The following is a 16,821-nucleotide window of genomic DNA, read 5'->3' as shown; positions in this document are numbered from 1 at the left end:
CGGGCCTCACGGGGAGGGAGTTGTCCGGTTTGTCCCCCACCGTACGGCCCGGAGCCTCAGCTCCCCGCGACCGCCGCGGCGTGCTCGTGCTCGCAGGTCTCGTCGAAGCCGTGGGTGTCCCAGGCCGGGAACGGGTCCTCGGCCGGGGCCGGCTCGCCGGGCCGCAGCAGACAGCCGGTGAGCGCGGTCCGCAGGGCCCCGGAGTCCAGGCCGGTGCCGATGAAGGCCAGTTCCTGGGCGTACGGCGCCCCGGGGTCGCGGGCCCCGGAGGGCTCGAAGCGGGCCACCGACCCGGCCTGCGACCACAGGCCCGTCACCCGCTCGCGCCCGGCCAGGGTGAAGAAGCCCTTGGACCGCAGGACCCTGCCGTACGCCCCGCTGTCCATGCCCTGGGTCACGAAGCTCCACAACCGCCCCGGATGGAAGGGGAGTTCGGAGCGGAAGACGGTGGAGGAGATGCCGTACTCCTCGGTCTCGGGCACATGGTCGCCGTTGAGCTCGCGCACCCAGCCGGGGGCCTGCTGCGCCCGGTCCAGGTCGAACAGGCGGGTGCCGAGCACCTCGGTGAGCGGAACGCGGCCGTGGGTCGCCGGGACGACACGGGCGGCCGGGTTGAGCCGGGCGAGGGTGGCCCGCAGCCGGTCCGCGGCGCCGGTGTCGACCAGGTCGAGCTTGTTCAGGACGAGGACGTCGGCGAACTCGATCTGGTCCATCAGCAGGTCGCTGACGGTGCGTTCGTCGTCCTCGTACGGGGCCAGGCCGCGTTCGGCCAGATCGTCGCCGCTCTGGAGCTCCGGCAGCAGATTGACCGCGTCCACGACCGTGACCATGGTGTCCAGGCGGGCCAGATCGCCGAGGGTGGCCCCGTCGTCGCGGGCGAAGGCGAAGGTCGCGGCCACCGGCATCGGCTCGGAGATACCGCTGGACTCGATGAGCAGATGGTCGAACCGCCCCTCGCGGGCCAGCCGTTCCACCTCCACCAGCAGGTCGTCGCGGAGCGTGCAACAGATGCAGCCGTTGGTCATCTCGACCAGCCGCTCCTCGGTGCGCGACAGCGCGGCCTCGCCGCCGCGCACCAGCGCGGCGTCGATGTTGACCTCGCTCATGTCGTTGACGATCACCGCCACGCGCAAGCCCTCGCGGTTGGCCAGCACATGGTTGAGCAGGGTGGTCTTGCCCGCTCCGAGGAAGCCGGACAGGACGGTGACGGGCAGTCGGCCGTGCGGCATCGGCTCAGCCCTCGGGGCGCAGCAGCCCGCGCTCGTACGCCTTGACCAGGTGCTGCGGGACGAGGTGGCGGACACCGTCGACGGTCACGGGCACGAGCTGCGCGGTGGCCGCCTTCCACTGGGCGCGCCGGTGGCGGGTGTTGCTGCGGGACATCTTCCGCTTGGGAACGGCCATGGGGAGTCCTCCACATAGGTGTGCCGGGGTGCGGCACCGACGCTACATGAAAATGAATCCCATTACGAAATGCGCGAAACGCTCGGGCGCCTCACCGCCGGGCCCGCGACCTGGCCTCCCGAGGCGCCGGGATGAACTGCAGCTCCAGCGTGCCCGGCGGCTCGGCGACGCCCGGCCCGCCCGCCGCCGCCCAGCGCACCAGGTCGTCCGTGCTGGCGTCGTCCGTCGCGAAGCCCACCCACACCGCGCGGCCGCCCGCGCGCCGGCCGGCCGCCGAGGGCTGGACCACCACGACGTTGGCCTGGCCGCACGGGCCGAGGCAGTCCGTCGTACGCACGGCGAACCGGCCGCCGGAGTCGGCCGCGGCGGCGCGCAGCAGCTGGAGCTGCCAGTCGTGGTCGAAGCCGGGATTCTTGCGGCGGTCCCCGCAGCAGCAGCCCCGGCAGACCACCAGCGTGCACGGGCGGGCGCTGTTGATGAAGGGGCTCAAAACGCCAGGCCCACGTGTGCCAGCGCCTGCTTCAGCAGGACCCCGTGCCCGCCCGGCATCTCGCTCTGCAGCGCCGCCGACGCCGCCTCCTGGGGGCTGAACCACACCAGGTCCAGGGCGTCCTGCCGGGGCCGGCAGTCGCCGCTGACGGGGACGACGTAGGCGAGGGACACCGCGTGCTGGCGCGGGTCGTGGTAGGGGGTGACGCCTGCCGTGGGGAAGTACTCCGCGACCGTGAAGGGCTGCGGGGAGGCCGGGACGCGGGGCAGCGCCACCGGGCCGAGGTCCTTCTCCAGATGGCGCAGCAGGGCGTCGCGCACCCGCTCGTGGTGCATCACCCGGCCCGAGACCAGGGTGCGGCTGACGGTGCCGTCCGGTCCGATGCGCAACAGCAGTCCGATGCTGGTGACCTCGCCGCTGTCGTCCACCCGCACCGGCACCGCCTCGACGTACAGGATCGGCATGCGCGCGCGTGCCATCTCCAGCTCATCGGTGCTCAGCCAGCCGGGCGTGGTTTCGGTCATGTCAGACATTGCTTGATCATACTTTCAGAGGTCGTCGGAAAGGCGGTAGACCCGGCGGGCGTTGTCCGCTCCCGCCCACCGCGCGAGACGCACGGCGTCCGCCGGGGACATCTCGTCGGCATCCACCCGGTCCTGCAGCAGCTCACCGAGCCCCCGGCGGAACGCGTACGCCCCGAGCCAGTGGAACTCGGCGAGACCGCAGGCGTCGGAGCTGTACAGCAATTTGCGGTACGGGGTGATCTCCAGCGCCTCCTCCAGCACCGCCCGTGCCCGCACCGGGCCCACGTGGTGCAGCGTGAGCCCCACGTCCAGGTACACGTGCTCGAACACCGCGGCCAGATAGGCGGCTTGGCGCTGATAGGGCCAACAGTGCAGGAACAGCACCGCAACGGTGCCGGAGACCAGATGCAGCCAGTCGGTGAGCAGCGCGGGGTCCGAGCGGTGCATCCGCAGGTCGTTGTCGCCGAACCCGGTGTGCAGCTGGAGCGGCAGCCCCAGGTCGACGGCCGTCCACAGCAGGTGACGGACCAGGACCGGGTCGTCCAGCCGGCCCCCGCGCGCCAGCCAGCGCCCGGCCGCGGCGGTGACCTCCTGGTCCGTGGGCCGGGCCGGGTCCAGCGCGAAGCCCGTACGGTACGCGGCCACCGACTTCACCCCGACCACCCCCGGCCGGCGCACGGCGTCCAGCGCGGCCGTGCGGAAGGCGTCGCCGTACGCGTCCGCCTCCACACCCCGCGCCGCCACGCCCTCGGCGACGCTCTCCAGCCGCACCACCTCGTGCGCCACCGCCCCCGCCGCCTCGGCGAGTTGAGCGGGAGTGCCGAGCAACTCCGGCGCGAACCCGGTGTCGACGCAGAACACCGCCGTCCCGGTGGCGGTGAGGAACCGGCGCTCGACCTCCCGCGGCCCCAGCTCGGCCCGCCGCGCCAGATACTCCTCGGCCGGGACGTGCCGCGGCAGGTCCAGCAGCGGCGCACAGTGACGTCGTACGGCCGTACCGACCGGCGTGTCGAAGGCGGAGACGCCCGGCCAGGGGTCGCCCTCGGTGAGCAGTGCCTCGAACCCGGCGGGCGTCAGGGCGCCGGTGGCCACGCCGTGACAGTGGTGGTCGATCAGCGGCAGCCCGGCGAGCGCCTCGTGCACGGCTGTGGCGGCTGCCATCAGTACACCCAGCGGTAGGCGGCGGCGATCTGCGCGTCCTCCAGCCCGTCCACCTGCGCGACCTCCCCTTCGCGTACGGCGGTCACCGCGTCGGCGAGGACCGGACCGAGGGCGGTGCGCAGCACCTCGTCGCCGCGGAACACCTCGACGGACTCGGCGAGGGTCTTCGGCAGGCGCCGCACCTCGCGGGCGGCGGCCTCCTCCGGGGCGAGATGGGCCGGATCGCCGGTGGTCTCCGGGGGCAGGACCGCCTCCGACTCCACTCCCTCCAGGCCCGCGGCGATCACACAGCCCAGCGCCAGATAGGGGTTGGCGGCCAGGTCCACCGGCTTGACCTCCAGGTTCGCGGCCCGGTCGCGCAGCCCCGCCGTGCCGGTGACCAGGCGCAGCGCACACTCCCGGGTCTCCAGGCCCCACGCGGTGTACACACCGGCCCACTGGGAGGGCCGCAGCCGCAGATAGCTCGCCGGGCTGGGCGCGGTCACCGCCGTCAGCGCGGGCAGCCGGGCCAGGACACCCGCCGCGAACGACTCGGCCTCGGCGGTCATGCCGTACCGCCGGACGCCACCGGTGTGCAGGTTGACGCCGTCGCGCCAGGCGGACAGATGCAGATGCCCGCCGTTGCCGACACCGGTCGCGTTCACCGCGGGGGAGAAGGACACCCGCAGCCCGTGCCGACGGGCCACAGCCCGGATGGTGTGCCGCACCAGGACGCTGCGGTCGGCCGCCGCGACCGGGTCGAGCGCGCCGGTGGAGAGCTCGAACTGCCCGGCCGCGTACTCCGGATGGAACTGGTCGACGTCCACGCCCTGCGCCGCGCAGGCGGCCAGCAGGTCGGCACCGAAGTCGCCCAGCTCCACCAGCCGGGTCGCCCCGTACGCGGGACCGGTGGCCGCCGGCACGAACTCCCCGGCGGGCGCCGAGTCCAGGCCCACCGACCACTCGATCTCCACGGCGGCCCGGAAGTCCAGACCGTGCCGGGCCCTGGCGTCGGTGAGGGTGTGCCGCAGGAAGGTGCGCGAGCAGCCCGGGTGCGGCGCGCCGTCCTGGGTGATCCGGTCGACCGGCACCCACGCCCAGCCGGGCTGCGCGGCCAGCACCGTGAGCCGGTCCAGCTCGGGGTAGAGACGCAGATCGCCGTCCGGGGAGCCGAGCACATCGGTGGTGACGATCGCGTCACCGGCCAGGAAGGTGTCGAACACCGGCGACATGCCCACGCCCCAGGCGGCGGCGTCCGCGAGCCGTCCGGTGGGGATCGTCTTGACCCGGCCGACACCCGCGGTGTCGACGTACGCCAGCACGATCCCGTGCACGCCCCGCCCGGCCAGCTCTCCGCTCAGCGCGGTCGCCCGCTCGACGTCGCCGGGGCGGCCGCCGGGGACCGGGTCGGCCAGGGTGGTCATACGTCCTCCTCACAGGCCGTGAGTGTCACGGCTTCACGGCGACCGCGCCGAGCTGCGGCACGACCACCGGCGCGTGCAGCTCCGCCCGCCACTGCGAACACGGCACCAGGCCCGGCTCCAGCAGGTCGAGCCCCTCGAAGAAGGCGGCGATCTCGTCGCGGGGGCGGGCGGTGATCGGCGGGGTGGCGTTGGCGTTCCAGAACTCCATCGCCGCCACATTGCCCTCGCCGCCCAGGTCCGCGTCGAAGGTGGGGTGCGTCAGCACCAGGAAGCTGCCCGACGGTACGGCGGCCATGACCCGGCGCACGATCTCGCGGGCCTTGTCGGTGTCCAGCACGAAGTTCAGGATGCCGAGCATCATCACGGCGATCGGCTTGTCGAAGTCGAGGGTCTTCCGTGCGCGGGCCACGATCGCGTCCGGGTCGTGCACATCGGCGTCGAGGTAGTCGGTGACGCCCTCGGGGGTGCTGGTCAGCAGCGTGCGGGCGTGCAGCAGGACGATCGGGTCGTTGTCGACGTACACGATCTTCGACTCGGGGGCGATCCGCTGGGCGATCTCGTGGGTGTTGTCGACGGTCGGCAGGCCCGTGCCGATGTCCAGGAACTGCCGCACCCCGCGCTCACCGGCCAGGTAGCGCACCGCACGGCCCAGGAAGTCGCGGTCGGCGCGCGCCACGTCCCGGATCACCGGGAACAGGCCGGCCACGTGCGCCCCGACCTGCTGGTCGACCTCGTAGTTGTCCTTGCCGCCGATCCAGTAGTTCCAGACCCGCGCGTTGTGCGCCACGGTGGTGTTCAGCCGGGCCGTGCCCTGTGCGGGCTGGCTGTCGCTCACGTCGCTCGCCTCTCCTCACGCCGGGCCTTCGCGGCCATTGTGCCCCGCCCAAGATCGGCTGTCCCGGGATTCGGCCGCCCCGGTAGGGTGGACGGTCGTTCACGGAACGACGAGGTGCCGTGGAGGTCCGTACCCGCCCAGCCAGGAAGCAGACATGCCCTACTCCGCGTCGCCCGAATCCGTCCGCACCGCCTCCGGAGCCACGGACATCCGTTTGATCGTGACCGACATGGACGGCACACTCCTCGACGACGACAAGCAGCCGCCGGCCGAGCTGTGGACCGCGCTGGAGCTGCTGCGCGAGCGCGGTGTGCTGTTCAGCCCGGCCAGCGGCCGCCAGTACGCGACCCTCGCCCGCGAGTTCTCCGGCGCGGCCGACGGCATGGTCTTCATCGCCGAGAACGGCACCTATGTCGTCCGCGACGGCGTCGAGCTCAGCTCCGACCCGCTGGACAAGGCCGTGGTCGCCGACGTGCTGGAGACCGTACGGCGGCTCAACGCCGACGGCGTCGACGTGGGCGCCGTCGTCTGCGGCAAGCGGTCCGCCTACGTCGAGCGCGCCGACGAGCCGTTCCTCGCCGAGGTCCGCAAGTACTACGTCGAGAACCGGGTCGTCGCCGACGCCACGGCCGTCGAGGACGACATCCTCAAGGTGGCCCTGTTCGACTTCGGGCCCGCCGAGCGGACCACCGCCCCAGCCCTCGCGCCCTTCACCGCCACCCACCAGGTCGTGGTCTCCGGCGAGCACTGGGTCGACCTGATGAACGGCACGGCGAACAAGGGCGCCGCGATTCGCCGCCTCCAGCGGGAGCTGGGCATCACGCCCGCGCAGACCATGGTCTTCGGCGACTACCTCAACGACCTGGAGATGCTCGACACCGCCGACTGGTCGTACGCCATGGCCAACGCCCACCCGGAGGTCGTGCGCCGGGCGCGGCATCTGGCGCCCGCCAACACCGACAACGGCGTGCTGCGCACGATCGCGCGGGTCCTGGGACTGCCACTGTTCACCTAGGGCCTGTCGTTTGGATCATGCCGGCGTCGCGGGGCCTGGCACGCACATCTGCGGCGTTGTCGTCGGTTGCCGACGCTCCGCGTCGACGCCCTCCTCCGCCTTGCAGCTGCACGCACCAGACCCCGCTCGACCCGGCCAAGAAGTGCAGTCCCTTTCAGCCGACCTGATCCAAACGACAGGCCCTAGCCGTGCCAGGGTGGCCTGGCCGGTGCTCAATGCCTTCGACGAGAGGGAGCCAGATGACCGAGCCCGTCCGGCTGACCAGGGAACTGACCTCCGCCCTCGACCGCGAGGAGCTGGCGGGCTTCTACGAGGACCTGCACCGCCACCCCGAACTGGGCTTCCAGGAGCACCGCACCGCCGCGAAGCTCGCCCTGCGCCTGCGCGCGGCCGGGTTCACCGTCACCGAGCGCGTCGCCGGCACGGGCGTGGTCGGGGTGCTCGGCAACGGGGACGGGCCGGTGGTGTGGCTGCGCGGCGACATGGACGCGCTGCCGGTGCGGGAGGCGACCGGACTGCCGTACGCCTCGACCGTGGACGGCGTGATGCACGCCTGCGGGCACGATCTGCACGTCACATGGCTGGCAGCCGCCGCCGAAGTGCTCGCGGCGGGCCGCGACGCCTGGTCCGGCACGCTCGTGGTGGTCGGGCAGCCCGCCGAGGAGACGGGCGGTGGCGCCGCCATGGCCGACGACGGCCTGCACGAGCGCTTCCCGCGCGCCGACGTGCTCCTCGGCCAGCACGTCACCCCGGGGCTCGCGGGGCTGTACGCGCACACGCCGGGCCTGATCATGTCGGCCTCCGACAACATCGACGTCGTCGTGCACGGCGTCGGCGGCCACGGCTCGCGCCCCGAGGCGACCGTCGACCCGGTGGTGACGGCCGCGCATGTGGTCACCCGGTTGCAGACCGTGGTCTCGCGCGAGATCGCGCCGAGGGACTCGGTGGTGCTCACGGTGGGGGAGTTCCACGCCGGTACCAAGCCCAACGTCATCCCCGCCGAGGCGCGGCTCGCGCTGAATCTGCGCACGCAGGACCCCGCGGTCCGCGACCGGGTTCTCGCCGCCGTACGCCGCATCGTCGAGGGCGAGTGCGCGGCCGCGGGCTGCCCGGTGCCGCCGGAGGTGTCGGTCCGGTCGGGCGGTTATCCCGTCACCGTCAATGACCCCGTACTGGACGCCGAGATCGCGGCCGTGCATCGCGAACTCCTCGGGGCGGAGAGGGTGTTGGACCTCGGACCGGCGATGGGCAGTGAGGACTTCTCGCTGCTCGTGCCCCAAGGGGTGCCGTACGACTACTGGTTCGTGACGTCGACCCCGGCGCAGGTCTGGGAGGCGGCGCCGGGGGAGGGGCTGCTGGAGAAGTTCGCCGCCGTGCCCAGCAACCACAGCCCGCTGTTCGCCCCCGACCCCTCGGTGCTCGTGCCCGGCGTGCACACGCTGGTGTCCGCCGCGTTGAGCCGCCTCAGCGCTTGACGCCCACCGCGCCGTACAGCGACACCGGCCCGTGGCCGAGGTCGGACTCGCCCTCCGCGAGTTCGGGGCGCCAGTCGGCCACCGACACGACACCCGGCTCCAGCAGGTCGAGTCCGGTGAAGAAGGCGGCCAGTTCGGCCTTGTCGCGGGCGACGAGGGTCACGCCCCGGGCGGTGTAGGCGTCGATGCCCCGCCGGACGTTCTCCGGCTCGAAGTCGGCCGTCATCGCCGACAGCACCAGGCAGCTGCCCGGCGCGAGCGCGTCGACCAGTGTGCTCACCAGGTCGTGGGCGCCGTCCTCGTCCGCGATGAAGTGCAGCAGCGCGATCAGCGACACGGCGACGGGACGCTCGAAGTCCAGGACGCGGCGCGCCTGTTCGAGGATGGTCCGCGGATCGCGCGCGTCGGCCTGGAGGTACTCGGTGACGCCCTCGGGGGTGCTGCGCAGCAGGGCGCCCGCGTGGGCGAGGACGATCGGGTCGTTGTCGACGTAGACCACCCGCGTCTCGGGCGCCACGCCCTGCGCGATCTGGTGGAGGTTGGGCTCCGTCGGTATGCCGGTGCCGATGTCCAGGAACTGGCGGATTCCGGCCTCCTTCGCCAGCAGCCGGGTGGCCCGCTGCATGAACCAGCGGTTGGCGCGGGCGGCCCGCGGGGCGCCGGAGTCGATGGCCATGATCTGCCGGCCGAGCTCTTCGTCGACCGGGTAGTTGTCCTTGCCGCCGAGGTACCAGTCGTAGACCCGGGCCGGGTGCGGCCTGCTGGTGTCGATGTACGGAGAGGCCGGCTGGGTCCCGGTCACACATGCTCCTCAGTCTCGCGGCGGGGCTTGGTGCGAGCAGTGTGACACGATCAAGCGGCCGCGCGGAGACAGTCTTCGGCCACCTCCTTCTCCAGTGAGGCCCGCACCGACGCGGCTGCCAGCACGGCCGGTTCGGCCTTCCCGGCCAGGCTCAGCAGCCGGTCGGGGTCCTTCGGCAGCCCGAGCCGGGCGGCCCCGTCCAGGGCCTTGCCGTCGACCTGAGGGGCGATGTCCGGCCACACGCGCTGTACTTCGCGCAGGAAGATGTCCGCACCGGCCGGGCCGATGCCGGGCACCTCCTGGAGCAGGCGCCGCAGTTCGCCGGTGTTCCCTTCGGCGGCCTCGTGCAGCCGGCGCAGGTCGCCCTTGTAGCGCTCGGTCAACAGCTCGGCGCCCTCGCCGAGTTGGGTGGCGGTGCGCTCGTCGTAGCGCCGGTAGCCGCCCCGGCCTAGGGCCTGTCTTCCGGATCATGCCGGCGTCGCGGGGTCTGGCACGCACATCTGCGGCGTTGTCGTCGGTTGCCGACTCCCCCACGCTCGAATCGAGCTCGCGCGGGGGGACCCCCATCGCGTCGACGCCCTCCTCCGCCTTGCAGCTGCACGCACCAGACCCCGCTCGACCCGGCCAGGAGGCGGAAGCGCCTCGCAGCCGGCCTGATCCGGAAGACAGGCCCTAGCGCGCCACCCGCTGCTGCCAGTCGGCGTCGGCCATCCGGCGCGGGTCGCGCAGCCCCGCCGCGTACAGCTCGCGGGCGGCGGCCACCGCGACCGAGGCGCGGATGCGGGCGCTGAGCAGCAGCGCGAGCACCAGCAGCCGGTACAGCGGCTGCGGGGTGTCGCGCAGGGTGATGCCCGCCTCCTCCGCGTAGGTGCGGCCGTGGCCGTCGAGCAGGGCCTTCAGGACCCGCTTGTCGTCGGTCATGGCTTGAGCGGGTCGTGGCCGATCGTCATCAGCTCATGGCGGCGGTCGGTGCGTTGTGCCTCCGGCTCGCTCTCCGGGTCGACCTGCCCGGAGACCATGTCCACCACGAGCCGCATCACGCGGACGTCGTCGTCGGTCAGGTCCATGCGCCGCTTCTGCAGGATCGCCAGGACGTGCCGCCCGAGCGGCGTGCCCGCCTGTTCGGGCAGCGGCTCCGTGGTCTCGTCGGCGTCGCGCACCCGCAACCAGGCGGCGAGTTCCTGGGAGGTCATGTTGACCACGCGGTGGAAATCGTCCCACAGCGTGTGGAGTTCCAGCGGGTCGGTCATCGCGGGCTCCTCCTTCCCACGTCGTGTCCTCGGCGGGAGAGCCGGAGCAGATCGGAAGAACAGCTCGGGGTCCTCACCCGCGCAGGCAGCGCTCCGTGAGCACTCCATGCGGGCGCGGGTGCCCGCCGCCCACCCGGACAAACACGGCCCGGCTCAGCGCGGCAGCACCCCGTCCAGGAAGCGCGTCAGGTCGGCGAAGACCTCGTCCCGGTTCGTCTCGTGGAACACCTCGTGCCGGGCCCCGGCGTAGATCCGCTCGGTCAGTGCGCCCCCGGCGAGCCGCTCCACTCCGACCCGGCTGCCGGTGAGCGGCACCAGCCGGTCGTCGTCGCCGTGCAGCCACAGCACCGGCAGCGGGCCGACGTCCCCGGCCTCGGCGACGGTCGCGAGGGTGCGCTCGAAGGCTTCCAGGGTCGGCTGCTTCATCGGGCCGTGCCAGACCAGCGGGTCCACCGCGTAGGCCTCGCCGACCGCGGGGTCCCGGGAGAGGGCCGCCGGGCTGACCGGGACGTCCGGGATCTCGTCGTACGCGAGCAGCCTCGACGGCGTCTCCCAGGCGCCGATCACCGGCCCGGACAGCACCAGCGCGGCGAGCCCGGCGCCGTGGTGCTGGGCGTAGCGGGCGGCGATCAGGCCGCCCATCGAGTGTCCTACGACGATCAGCGGCAGGTGAGGATGGTCGGCGCGGGCCTGCTCGGCGACCGTGTGGACGTCCGTGACGACGTCCTCGAAGTCCTCGATCACCACCCGCTCGCCGGCCGATCTGCCGTGGCCCATGTGATCCGGGGCGTGGACGGCGGCTCCGTGGGAGGTCAGCACCTCGGCGAGCCGTTCGTAGCGGCCGGAGTGCTCCCCGTAGCCGTGCACCAGCAGGGCCAGGAAGCGTGGGCCGGGGTGCGGCCAGGTGCGCACGGCGACCGTGCCTCGGGTGCCGGTGAAGGTGTGCTCGGGCATGTGTCCTCCGGCGGCGCGGGTGGAAGGTTCCGACGGATCTTCCCAGCGGGGCCGTCGGGCGTCTATAGTCCGAAACTAGCAGTGCTAATTAAGAGCTCTGGTCCACAGCGTCGTCGGTCAGGAGTCCCACCCGTGCGTCCCGTCCACTTCGCGGCCGCCCGCCGCACGCCCATCGGCAAGCTGCGCGGCGCCCTGTCCGCCGTACGTCCCGACGACCTCGCCGCGGCGGTGATCCGCGGCCTGGTCGCCGAGGTGCCCGCCCTCGACCCGGCCAGGATCGACGACGTCTACTGGGGCGCGGCCAACCAGGCCGGCGAGGACAACCGCAACGTCGCCCGCATGGCAGCCCTCCTCGCGGGCCTGCCCGAGAGCGTGCCGGGCGCCACGGTGAACCGGCTGTGCGCCTCGGGGCTGGAGGCGGTCACCACCGCCGCCCGCACCATCGCCGCCGGTGAGGCCGACATCGTCGTCGCGGGCGGCTCCGAGTCCATGAGCCGCGCCCCCTTCGTGCTGTCCCGGCCCGACGAGGCCCTGCCGCACCGCATGGAGACCGTGGACACCCGGCTCGGCTGGCGGCTGGTCAACCCGGCGATGAAGGACCTGCACGGACTGCTCTCCATGGGCGAGACCGCCGAGGAGGTCGCCGCCCGGCACGGTGTCTCGCGCGAGCGGCAGGACGAGTTCGCCCTGCGCAGCCATCAACTCGCCGCCCAGGCCCGTAAGAACGGGCACTTCGACGACGAACTCCTGCCGGTCCAGCGCCCGGACGGGGTCGTCGTCGACGCCGACGAATGCATCCGCGAGGACACGTCGTACGAGAAGCTGTCGCAGCTCAGGCCCGTCTTCCGCGCGGGCGGCACCGTCACCGCGGGCAACGCCTCCCCGATGAACGACGGCGCCGCGGGCCTGCTGCTGGTCAGCGAGGAGGCACTGAACGAGCTCGGTCTGGAGTCCCTGGGCCGCTATGTCGCCGGCGCCTCGGCCGGTGTCCACCCCGACGTGATGGGCATCGGCCCCGTCCCGGCCACGCGCAAGGCGCTCGCGCGGGTCGGCTGGGGAGTCGGTGACATCCAGGAGGCCGAGTTCAACGAGGCCTTCGCCGCCCAGGCCCTCGCCTGCGTCGACCAGCTGGGCATCGACCCGGACCTGGTCAACCCCAGCGGCGGCGCCATCGCCCTCGGCCACCCCCTCGGCTGCTCGGGCGCCCGCATTCTGACGACCCTGCTGCACCGCATGCGCCGCACGGGGGCGGAGCGCGGACTCGCCACCATGTGCGTCGGGGTGGGACAGGGCAGCGCGGTGCTCGTCGAGAGGCATTAGGCCTGTCTTCCGGATCGGGGCGGTGCCGCGGGGCGACGCGGGCGCCCTGTGCAGCCGGCCTGATCCGGAAGTCCGGCCCCGCAAGGCAATCCGGTACACGAGCCGCGAGAAGACGGAGCATCACCCCATGGCAACCCTGTCCCTGGCCAGCATCCTCGCCGAGAACGCCCGGCGCCGCCCCGACAAGGAGGCCCTGGTCGAGGGCGACCTGCGGCTGACCTTCGGCGAGGTGTGGCGACGGGCCCGCGCCCAGGCCGGCGCGCTCGCCGCCCTCGGCGTCCGCCCCGGGGACCGGGTCGCCCTGATGGCCCCCAACACCGCCGAGTTCCCTCTCGCCTACTACGCGATCGCCGCGGCCGGCGGGGTCGTCGTCCCCGTCCATCTGCTGCTGTCGGCGCCGGAGGTGGAGCACGTCCTGAAGGACAGCGGCGCCTTGCTGCTGCTGTGTCACCCCGCCCACGCCGAGACCGGCACCGCGGCGGCCGAGGCCGTCGGCATCCAAGTGGTCGCGCTGGGGGACGAGTTCGACAAGCTCGCCGCCATCGCCGAGCCGCTCCCGTCGTACGTCACCCGGGACGCCGACGACCCGGCCGTCGTCTTCTACACCAGCGGCACCACCGGCGTACCCAAGGGCGCGGTGCTCAGCCACTTCAACCTGGTGATGAACGCGACCGTCAACGCCTTCGACGCCAACGACATACGCCCCGACGACAGGGCCCTCGGCGCGCTGCCGCTGTTCCACGCCTTCGGGCAGACCGTGTCCCTCAACTCCACCTGGCGCGCGGGCGCGACGCTCGTGCTCCTGCCGCGCTTCGACGCGGAGCGCGCGATCGAGCTGATGGTGGCCGAGAAGGTCGACACCTTCCACGGCGTGCCCATGATGTTCGTCGTGCTCACCGCCGCCGCGGCCGGGGCGAAGGAGCTGCCCGAGCTGCGCGTGTGCATCTCCGGCGGAGCCTCGCTGCCCGTCGCCGTGCTGGAGGACTTCGAGGCGGCCTTCGGGGCGACGATCTACGAGGGCTACGGACTGTCGGAGACCTCGCCCACGGCGACCGTGAACCAGCCCTGCTTCGGCACCAGGCCGGGCACCATCGGGCACCCGCTGTGGGGCGTGGACGTGGAGATCGCCCGCGCGGAGCTGGAGGGCGCCGTCGAGCTGCTGCCGCCCGGCGAGCTCGGCGAGGTCGTCATCCGCGGCCACAACGTCTTCTCCGGCTACCTCGGCCGCCCCGAGGCCACCGCCGAGGCGATCGTCGACGGCTGGTTCCGCACCGGCGACCTGGGCACCAAGGACGACGACGGCTTCCTCAGGATCGTCGACCGCAAGAAGGACGTCATCATCCGCGGCGGCTACAACGTCTACCCGCGCGAGGTCGAGGAGGTCCTCGTGCGCCACCCCGCCGTCGCCCAGGTCGCCGTCATCGGCCTGCCGGACGACCTGCACGGCGAGGAGGTGTGCGCGGTGATCGTGCCCGCACCGGGCGCACCCGAGCCGGACGCGGCCGCGCTCGTGGAGTGGTCGAAGGAACACCTCGGCAAGCACAAGTACCCGCGCCACGTGGAGTTCACCGACGCACTGCCGCTGGGGCCGAGCATGAAGGTGCTCAAGCGGGAGCTGAGGGCGCGGTACGCCGACTGACCCCTGTACTTACGGTGAGGGGCGCCCGACGGAGGCCCGATGCGTGCGCATAGCATCGGTCCCCGCATGGACATCATCTCCTCGTGGCACCTCACCGGCTGGGAGTTCGCCGCCCTGGCCGCCGCCGCCCTGCTCGTCGGGTTCTCCAAGACGGCCGTGAGCGGGGCCAACACCGTCAGCCTGGCGATCTTCGCGGCGGTGCTGCCCGCCCGTGCCTCCACCGGCGTGCTGCTGCCGATCCTGATCGCCGGGGACGTGCTGGCCGTCCTCACCTACCGGCGGCACGCCCACTGGCCCACGCTGCTGCGGCTGTTCCCGGCGGTCGCGGCGGGCGTGGTGGCCGGCACGGTGTTCCTGGTGTGGGCCGACGACGAGGTCGTACGCGTCTCCATCGGCGCGACCCTGCTGCTGATGACGGCAGTGACTCTGTGGCGGCGGCGGGTGGCCGGCCAGGAGGACGACCCGGACGCGGTGACCACCCGCGCCGGCCGCGTCAAGGCCCGCTCCTACGGCGTCCTCGGCGGCTTCACCACGATGGTCGCCAACGCGGGCGGCCCGGTCATGTCGATGTATCTCCTTTCGGCGGGCTTCCGCAAGCTCGGCTTCCTCGGCACGTCGGCGTTCTTCTTCCTGATCGTCAACGTGGCGAAGGTGCCCTTCAGCGCGGGACTCGGGCTGATCGACGGGCACTCCCTGCTGCTCGACGCCGCGCTCGTGCTGTTCGTCGTACCCGGCGCGTTCATCGGCACATGGGCTGTGAACCGGATCAACCAGCGGCTGTTCGAGCAGCTGGTGATCGCCGCGACCGTGCTGGGGGCACTGCAGCTGCTGCTGCGCTGACCCCAGCAGGCCGGGCAGGCCGGGCAGGCCGGGCGGACGGCGGCGCCGTCCGTCAGAGGTGCGCCGCCCGATGGGTCGGCTTCCCGCCCACGACCGTGAGCAGCACCGGAACGCTCGCCAGGTCGGTGTCGGCGATCGTGAGGGGGTTCTCGGCGAGGACGGTCAGGTCGGCCCGGTGGCCGACGGCCAACCGGCCCGCTGTCGCCTCCTCGCCCGCCACCCACGCGGAGTTCACGGTGATGCCCCGGAGCGCCTGGAGCGGTGTGAGCGCCTGCTCGGGGCCGTGCGGCGGAAGGGACAGGTCGCTGGGCCGCCGGTGCCGGGCGCCGGCCATGACGGCCAGCGGCGGGAACGGCGCGATGGGCCAGTCCGAGCCCAGCACCACCCGCGCCCCGGCGTCCCACAGATCGCGGCAGCGGAACGCGCGCGAGGCCCGCTCCTCACCGAGCCGGCGGGACCAGTTGTCGGTGTGGTCGGCCCGGGTGAACTCACAGCAGTGGGTGGGCTGCATCGAGGCGGTCACCCCGAGCGCCGCGAACCTCCGCACCGTGTCGTCCGGCACCGTCTCGATGTGCTCCACCCGATGCCGTGGCGCCGGGGCCTGTGCGCCGTCCCCCGCCCGCGCCTTCTCCACCGCGTCCAGCACATGCCGTACGGCCGCGTCGCCGATGGCGTGCGTGGCGGTGGGCACCCCGGCCCGGTGCAGCTCGGCGATCACCTCGGTGAACCTCTGCGGGTCCGGCCAGAAGGCGTGCGTGGACTCGCCGTGGCAGTCGGGACGCTCCAGCCAGGCGGTGCCGTTGTCGATCGTGCCGTCCATGAACAGCTTCACCCCGGCGACCTGCCACCGCCGCCCCCCGGTGCCCTGCAGCGCGATCAGCTCCCGTACGGCGTCCGCGTCGGCACCCGGCTGGCACCAGGGCGCCACCCGCAGCCGCAGCGGCAGCTCGCCGTCGTCCTCCAGCGCGGCCAGCGTCGCCAGGCCGGTGCCGTTGGCGTCCATCGCGTGACCGCCGGTCAGCCCGGCCGCCGCCATGGCGCGCAGCACCTCGGCCGTACGGGACCGCACTTGCGCCTCGGTGGGCCTGGGCGCGACGGCCTCGACGACTTCGCAGGCGGCGTCCTCCAGCATCAGCCCCGTGGGCCGCCCGTCCGCGTCGCACACGATCTCCGAGCCCTGCTCGAACCGGCGCGGCCCGTCCACCCCCGCCAGCTCCAGCGCACGCGGGCTCGCCAGCAGCGAGTGGGCGTCGAACAGGTCCAGCAGCGCGGGTACGCCGTCCAGGACCGGCCCGAGCGAGGCGGAGGCGACCGGCGCGTCACCGAACGCGTTCGGGTCCAGGCCCCAGCCGCGCAGCCAGCCGCCCGGCTCCAGTGCCGCGACGGCCGCGGCGAGGGCAGCCCGTACGGCCGGCAGGTCCTTGCAGCCGGACAGGTCCACGCCCATCGTGCGCTCGGCTCCGGACACCGGATGCATGTGCCCGTCGGTGAAACCGGCCGTGACCACGGCCCCCTTGAGGTCGACGACCGTGGTGCCGGGACCGGCGAGCGCCCGCACCTCACGGTCGTCGCCCAGGTGTGTGATCCGCCCGCCGCCCGCGGCGAGCGCGGTGTGCGGCAACAGCTCACCGCTGCCGGGGTCGAGCAGCCGGGCGGAGAGCAGGACGAGGTCGGTGGACACGGAGCGGCTCCTTACGAGGGGGACAGCA

The 16,821-nt window shown here is 73.0% G+C and carries 16 protein-coding genes and 2 pseudogenes; 5 read left to right on the top strand and 13 right to left on the bottom strand.

Annotated features, from left to right (window positions below; genetic code table 11):
• Positions 1–56: 56 nt before the first annotated feature.
• From ACIQ6Y_RS02520 to ACIQ6Y_RS02490, 7 genes are all read right to left on the bottom strand, one after another.
• Entirely contained in the window at positions 57–1,229 is a 1,173-nt protein-coding gene (locus ACIQ6Y_RS02520; protein WP_404031748.1) for a GTP-binding protein, read from the bottom strand.
• Positions 1,230–1,233: 4 nt separating this feature from the next.
• On the bottom strand, positions 1,234–1,404 hold the full coding sequence (gene rpmF, locus ACIQ6Y_RS02515) for a 50S ribosomal protein L32 (protein WP_404031745.1): 171 nt from the start codon (positions 1,402–1,404) through the stop codon (positions 1,234–1,236).
• Between the two features lie 91 nt (positions 1,405–1,495).
• The gene (locus ACIQ6Y_RS02510) at positions 1,496–1,894 is read right to left on the bottom strand and encodes a (2Fe-2S) ferredoxin domain-containing protein (protein ID WP_404031742.1); all 399 of its coding nucleotides are present in this window, start codon (positions 1,892–1,894) and stop codon (positions 1,496–1,498) included.
• Complete coding sequence (locus ACIQ6Y_RS02505; RefSeq protein ID WP_404033663.1) at positions 1,891–2,418, bottom strand: NUDIX hydrolase family protein; 528 nt, start codon at positions 2,416–2,418, stop codon at positions 1,891–1,893. Before ACIQ6Y_RS02505 ends, ACIQ6Y_RS02510 begins: the two co-directional genes overlap by 4 nt.
• Positions 2,419–2,442: 24 nt before the next feature.
• Positions 2,443–3,579, bottom strand: coding sequence for an amidohydrolase family protein (locus ACIQ6Y_RS02500; protein WP_404031739.1), 1,137 nt, complete (start codon positions 3,577–3,579; stop codon positions 2,443–2,445).
• The gene (locus ACIQ6Y_RS02495) at positions 3,579–4,982 is read right to left on the bottom strand and encodes a glutamine synthetase (protein ID WP_404031736.1); all 1,404 of its coding nucleotides are present in this window, start codon (positions 4,980–4,982) and stop codon (positions 3,579–3,581) included. The genes ACIQ6Y_RS02500 and ACIQ6Y_RS02495 overlap by 1 nt, the downstream gene beginning before the upstream one ends.
• Positions 4,983–5,007: 25 nt before the next feature.
• The gene (locus tag ACIQ6Y_RS02490) at positions 5,008–5,817 is read right to left on the bottom strand and encodes an SAM-dependent methyltransferase (RefSeq protein WP_404031733.1); all 810 of its coding nucleotides are present in this window, start codon (positions 5,815–5,817) and stop codon (positions 5,008–5,010) included.
• Positions 5,818–5,971: 154 nt separating this feature from the next.
• Here ACIQ6Y_RS02490 and ACIQ6Y_RS02485 point away from each other — a divergent pair, with 154 nt between their 5' ends.
• Positions 5,972–6,832: a Cof-type HAD-IIB family hydrolase gene (locus tag ACIQ6Y_RS02485; RefSeq protein WP_404031730.1), complete on the top strand. Its 861-nt coding sequence runs from the start codon at positions 5,972–5,974 to the stop codon at positions 6,830–6,832.
• Positions 6,833–7,071: 239 nt separating this feature from the next.
• Positions 7,072–8,307: an amidohydrolase gene (locus ACIQ6Y_RS02480; RefSeq protein WP_404031728.1), complete on the top strand. Its 1,236-nt coding sequence runs from the start codon at positions 7,072–7,074 to the stop codon at positions 8,305–8,307.
• Here the strand turns inward: ACIQ6Y_RS02480 and ACIQ6Y_RS02475 are convergent.
• From ACIQ6Y_RS02475 to ACIQ6Y_RS02455, 5 genes and pseudogenes are all read right to left on the bottom strand, one after another.
• Positions 8,297–9,109 (bottom strand): SAM-dependent methyltransferase, encoded by an 813-nt coding sequence (locus ACIQ6Y_RS02475; protein ID WP_404031725.1) that lies wholly within the window; start codon positions 9,107–9,109, stop codon positions 8,297–8,299. The genes ACIQ6Y_RS02480 and ACIQ6Y_RS02475 overlap by 11 nt on opposite strands.
• Positions 9,110–9,159: 50 nt before the next feature.
• Positions 9,160–9,564: pseudogene (locus ACIQ6Y_RS02470) on the bottom strand (endonuclease); the annotation flags it as partial.
• Between the two features lie 226 nt (positions 9,565–9,790).
• A pseudogene (locus ACIQ6Y_RS02465) lies at positions 9,791–10,030 on the bottom strand (endonuclease); the annotation flags it as partial.
• Positions 10,027–10,359 carry a DUF3140 domain-containing protein gene (locus tag ACIQ6Y_RS02460; protein ID WP_404031722.1) on the bottom strand — a complete coding sequence of 111 codons (333 nt, stop codon included), beginning with the start codon at positions 10,357–10,359 and terminating at the stop codon, positions 10,027–10,029. The gene ACIQ6Y_RS02460 and the pseudogene ACIQ6Y_RS02465, both read right to left, overlap by 4 nt.
• 153 nt (positions 10,360–10,512) lie before the next feature.
• Positions 10,513–11,313: a lysophospholipase gene (locus tag ACIQ6Y_RS02455; RefSeq protein ID WP_404031719.1), complete on the bottom strand. Its 801-nt coding sequence runs from the start codon at positions 11,311–11,313 to the stop codon at positions 10,513–10,515.
• 132 nt (positions 11,314–11,445) lie between these two features.
• Between ACIQ6Y_RS02455 and ACIQ6Y_RS02450 the strand changes: the two genes are divergently transcribed.
• The 3 genes from ACIQ6Y_RS02450 (at position 11,446) to ACIQ6Y_RS02440 (ending at position 15,112) form a co-directional block, all read left to right on the top strand.
• Positions 11,446–12,633: a thiolase family protein gene (locus tag ACIQ6Y_RS02450; protein WP_404031716.1), complete on the top strand. Its 1,188-nt coding sequence runs from the start codon at positions 11,446–11,448 to the stop codon at positions 12,631–12,633.
• A gap of 127 nt (positions 12,634–12,760) precedes the next feature.
• The gene (locus ACIQ6Y_RS02445) at positions 12,761–14,272 is read left to right on the top strand and encodes a long-chain fatty acid--CoA ligase (RefSeq protein WP_404031713.1); all 1,512 of its coding nucleotides are present in this window, start codon (positions 12,761–12,763) and stop codon (positions 14,270–14,272) included.
• 66 nt (positions 14,273–14,338) lie between these two features.
• Complete coding sequence (locus tag ACIQ6Y_RS02440; protein ID WP_404031710.1) at positions 14,339–15,112, top strand: sulfite exporter TauE/SafE family protein; 774 nt, start codon at positions 14,339–14,341, stop codon at positions 15,110–15,112.
• Between the two features lie 52 nt (positions 15,113–15,164).
• Here ACIQ6Y_RS02440 and ACIQ6Y_RS02435 read toward each other — a convergent pair whose 3' ends face one another.
• Positions 15,165–16,793, bottom strand: coding sequence for an amidohydrolase (locus ACIQ6Y_RS02435; RefSeq protein ID WP_404031708.1), 1,629 nt, complete (start codon positions 16,791–16,793; stop codon positions 15,165–15,167).
• Positions 16,794–16,821 lie beyond the last annotated feature (28 nt).

Origin of the sequence: Streptomyces sp. NPDC096205 (assembly GCF_044763135.1) — a bacterium.
In the GTDB taxonomy this organism is placed as follows: Bacteria; Actinomycetota; Actinomycetes; order Streptomycetales; family Streptomycetaceae; genus Streptomyces.
The sequence above is the reverse complement of the archived record's forward strand: the minus strand, read 5'-3'. Positions and strand labels throughout refer to the sequence as shown.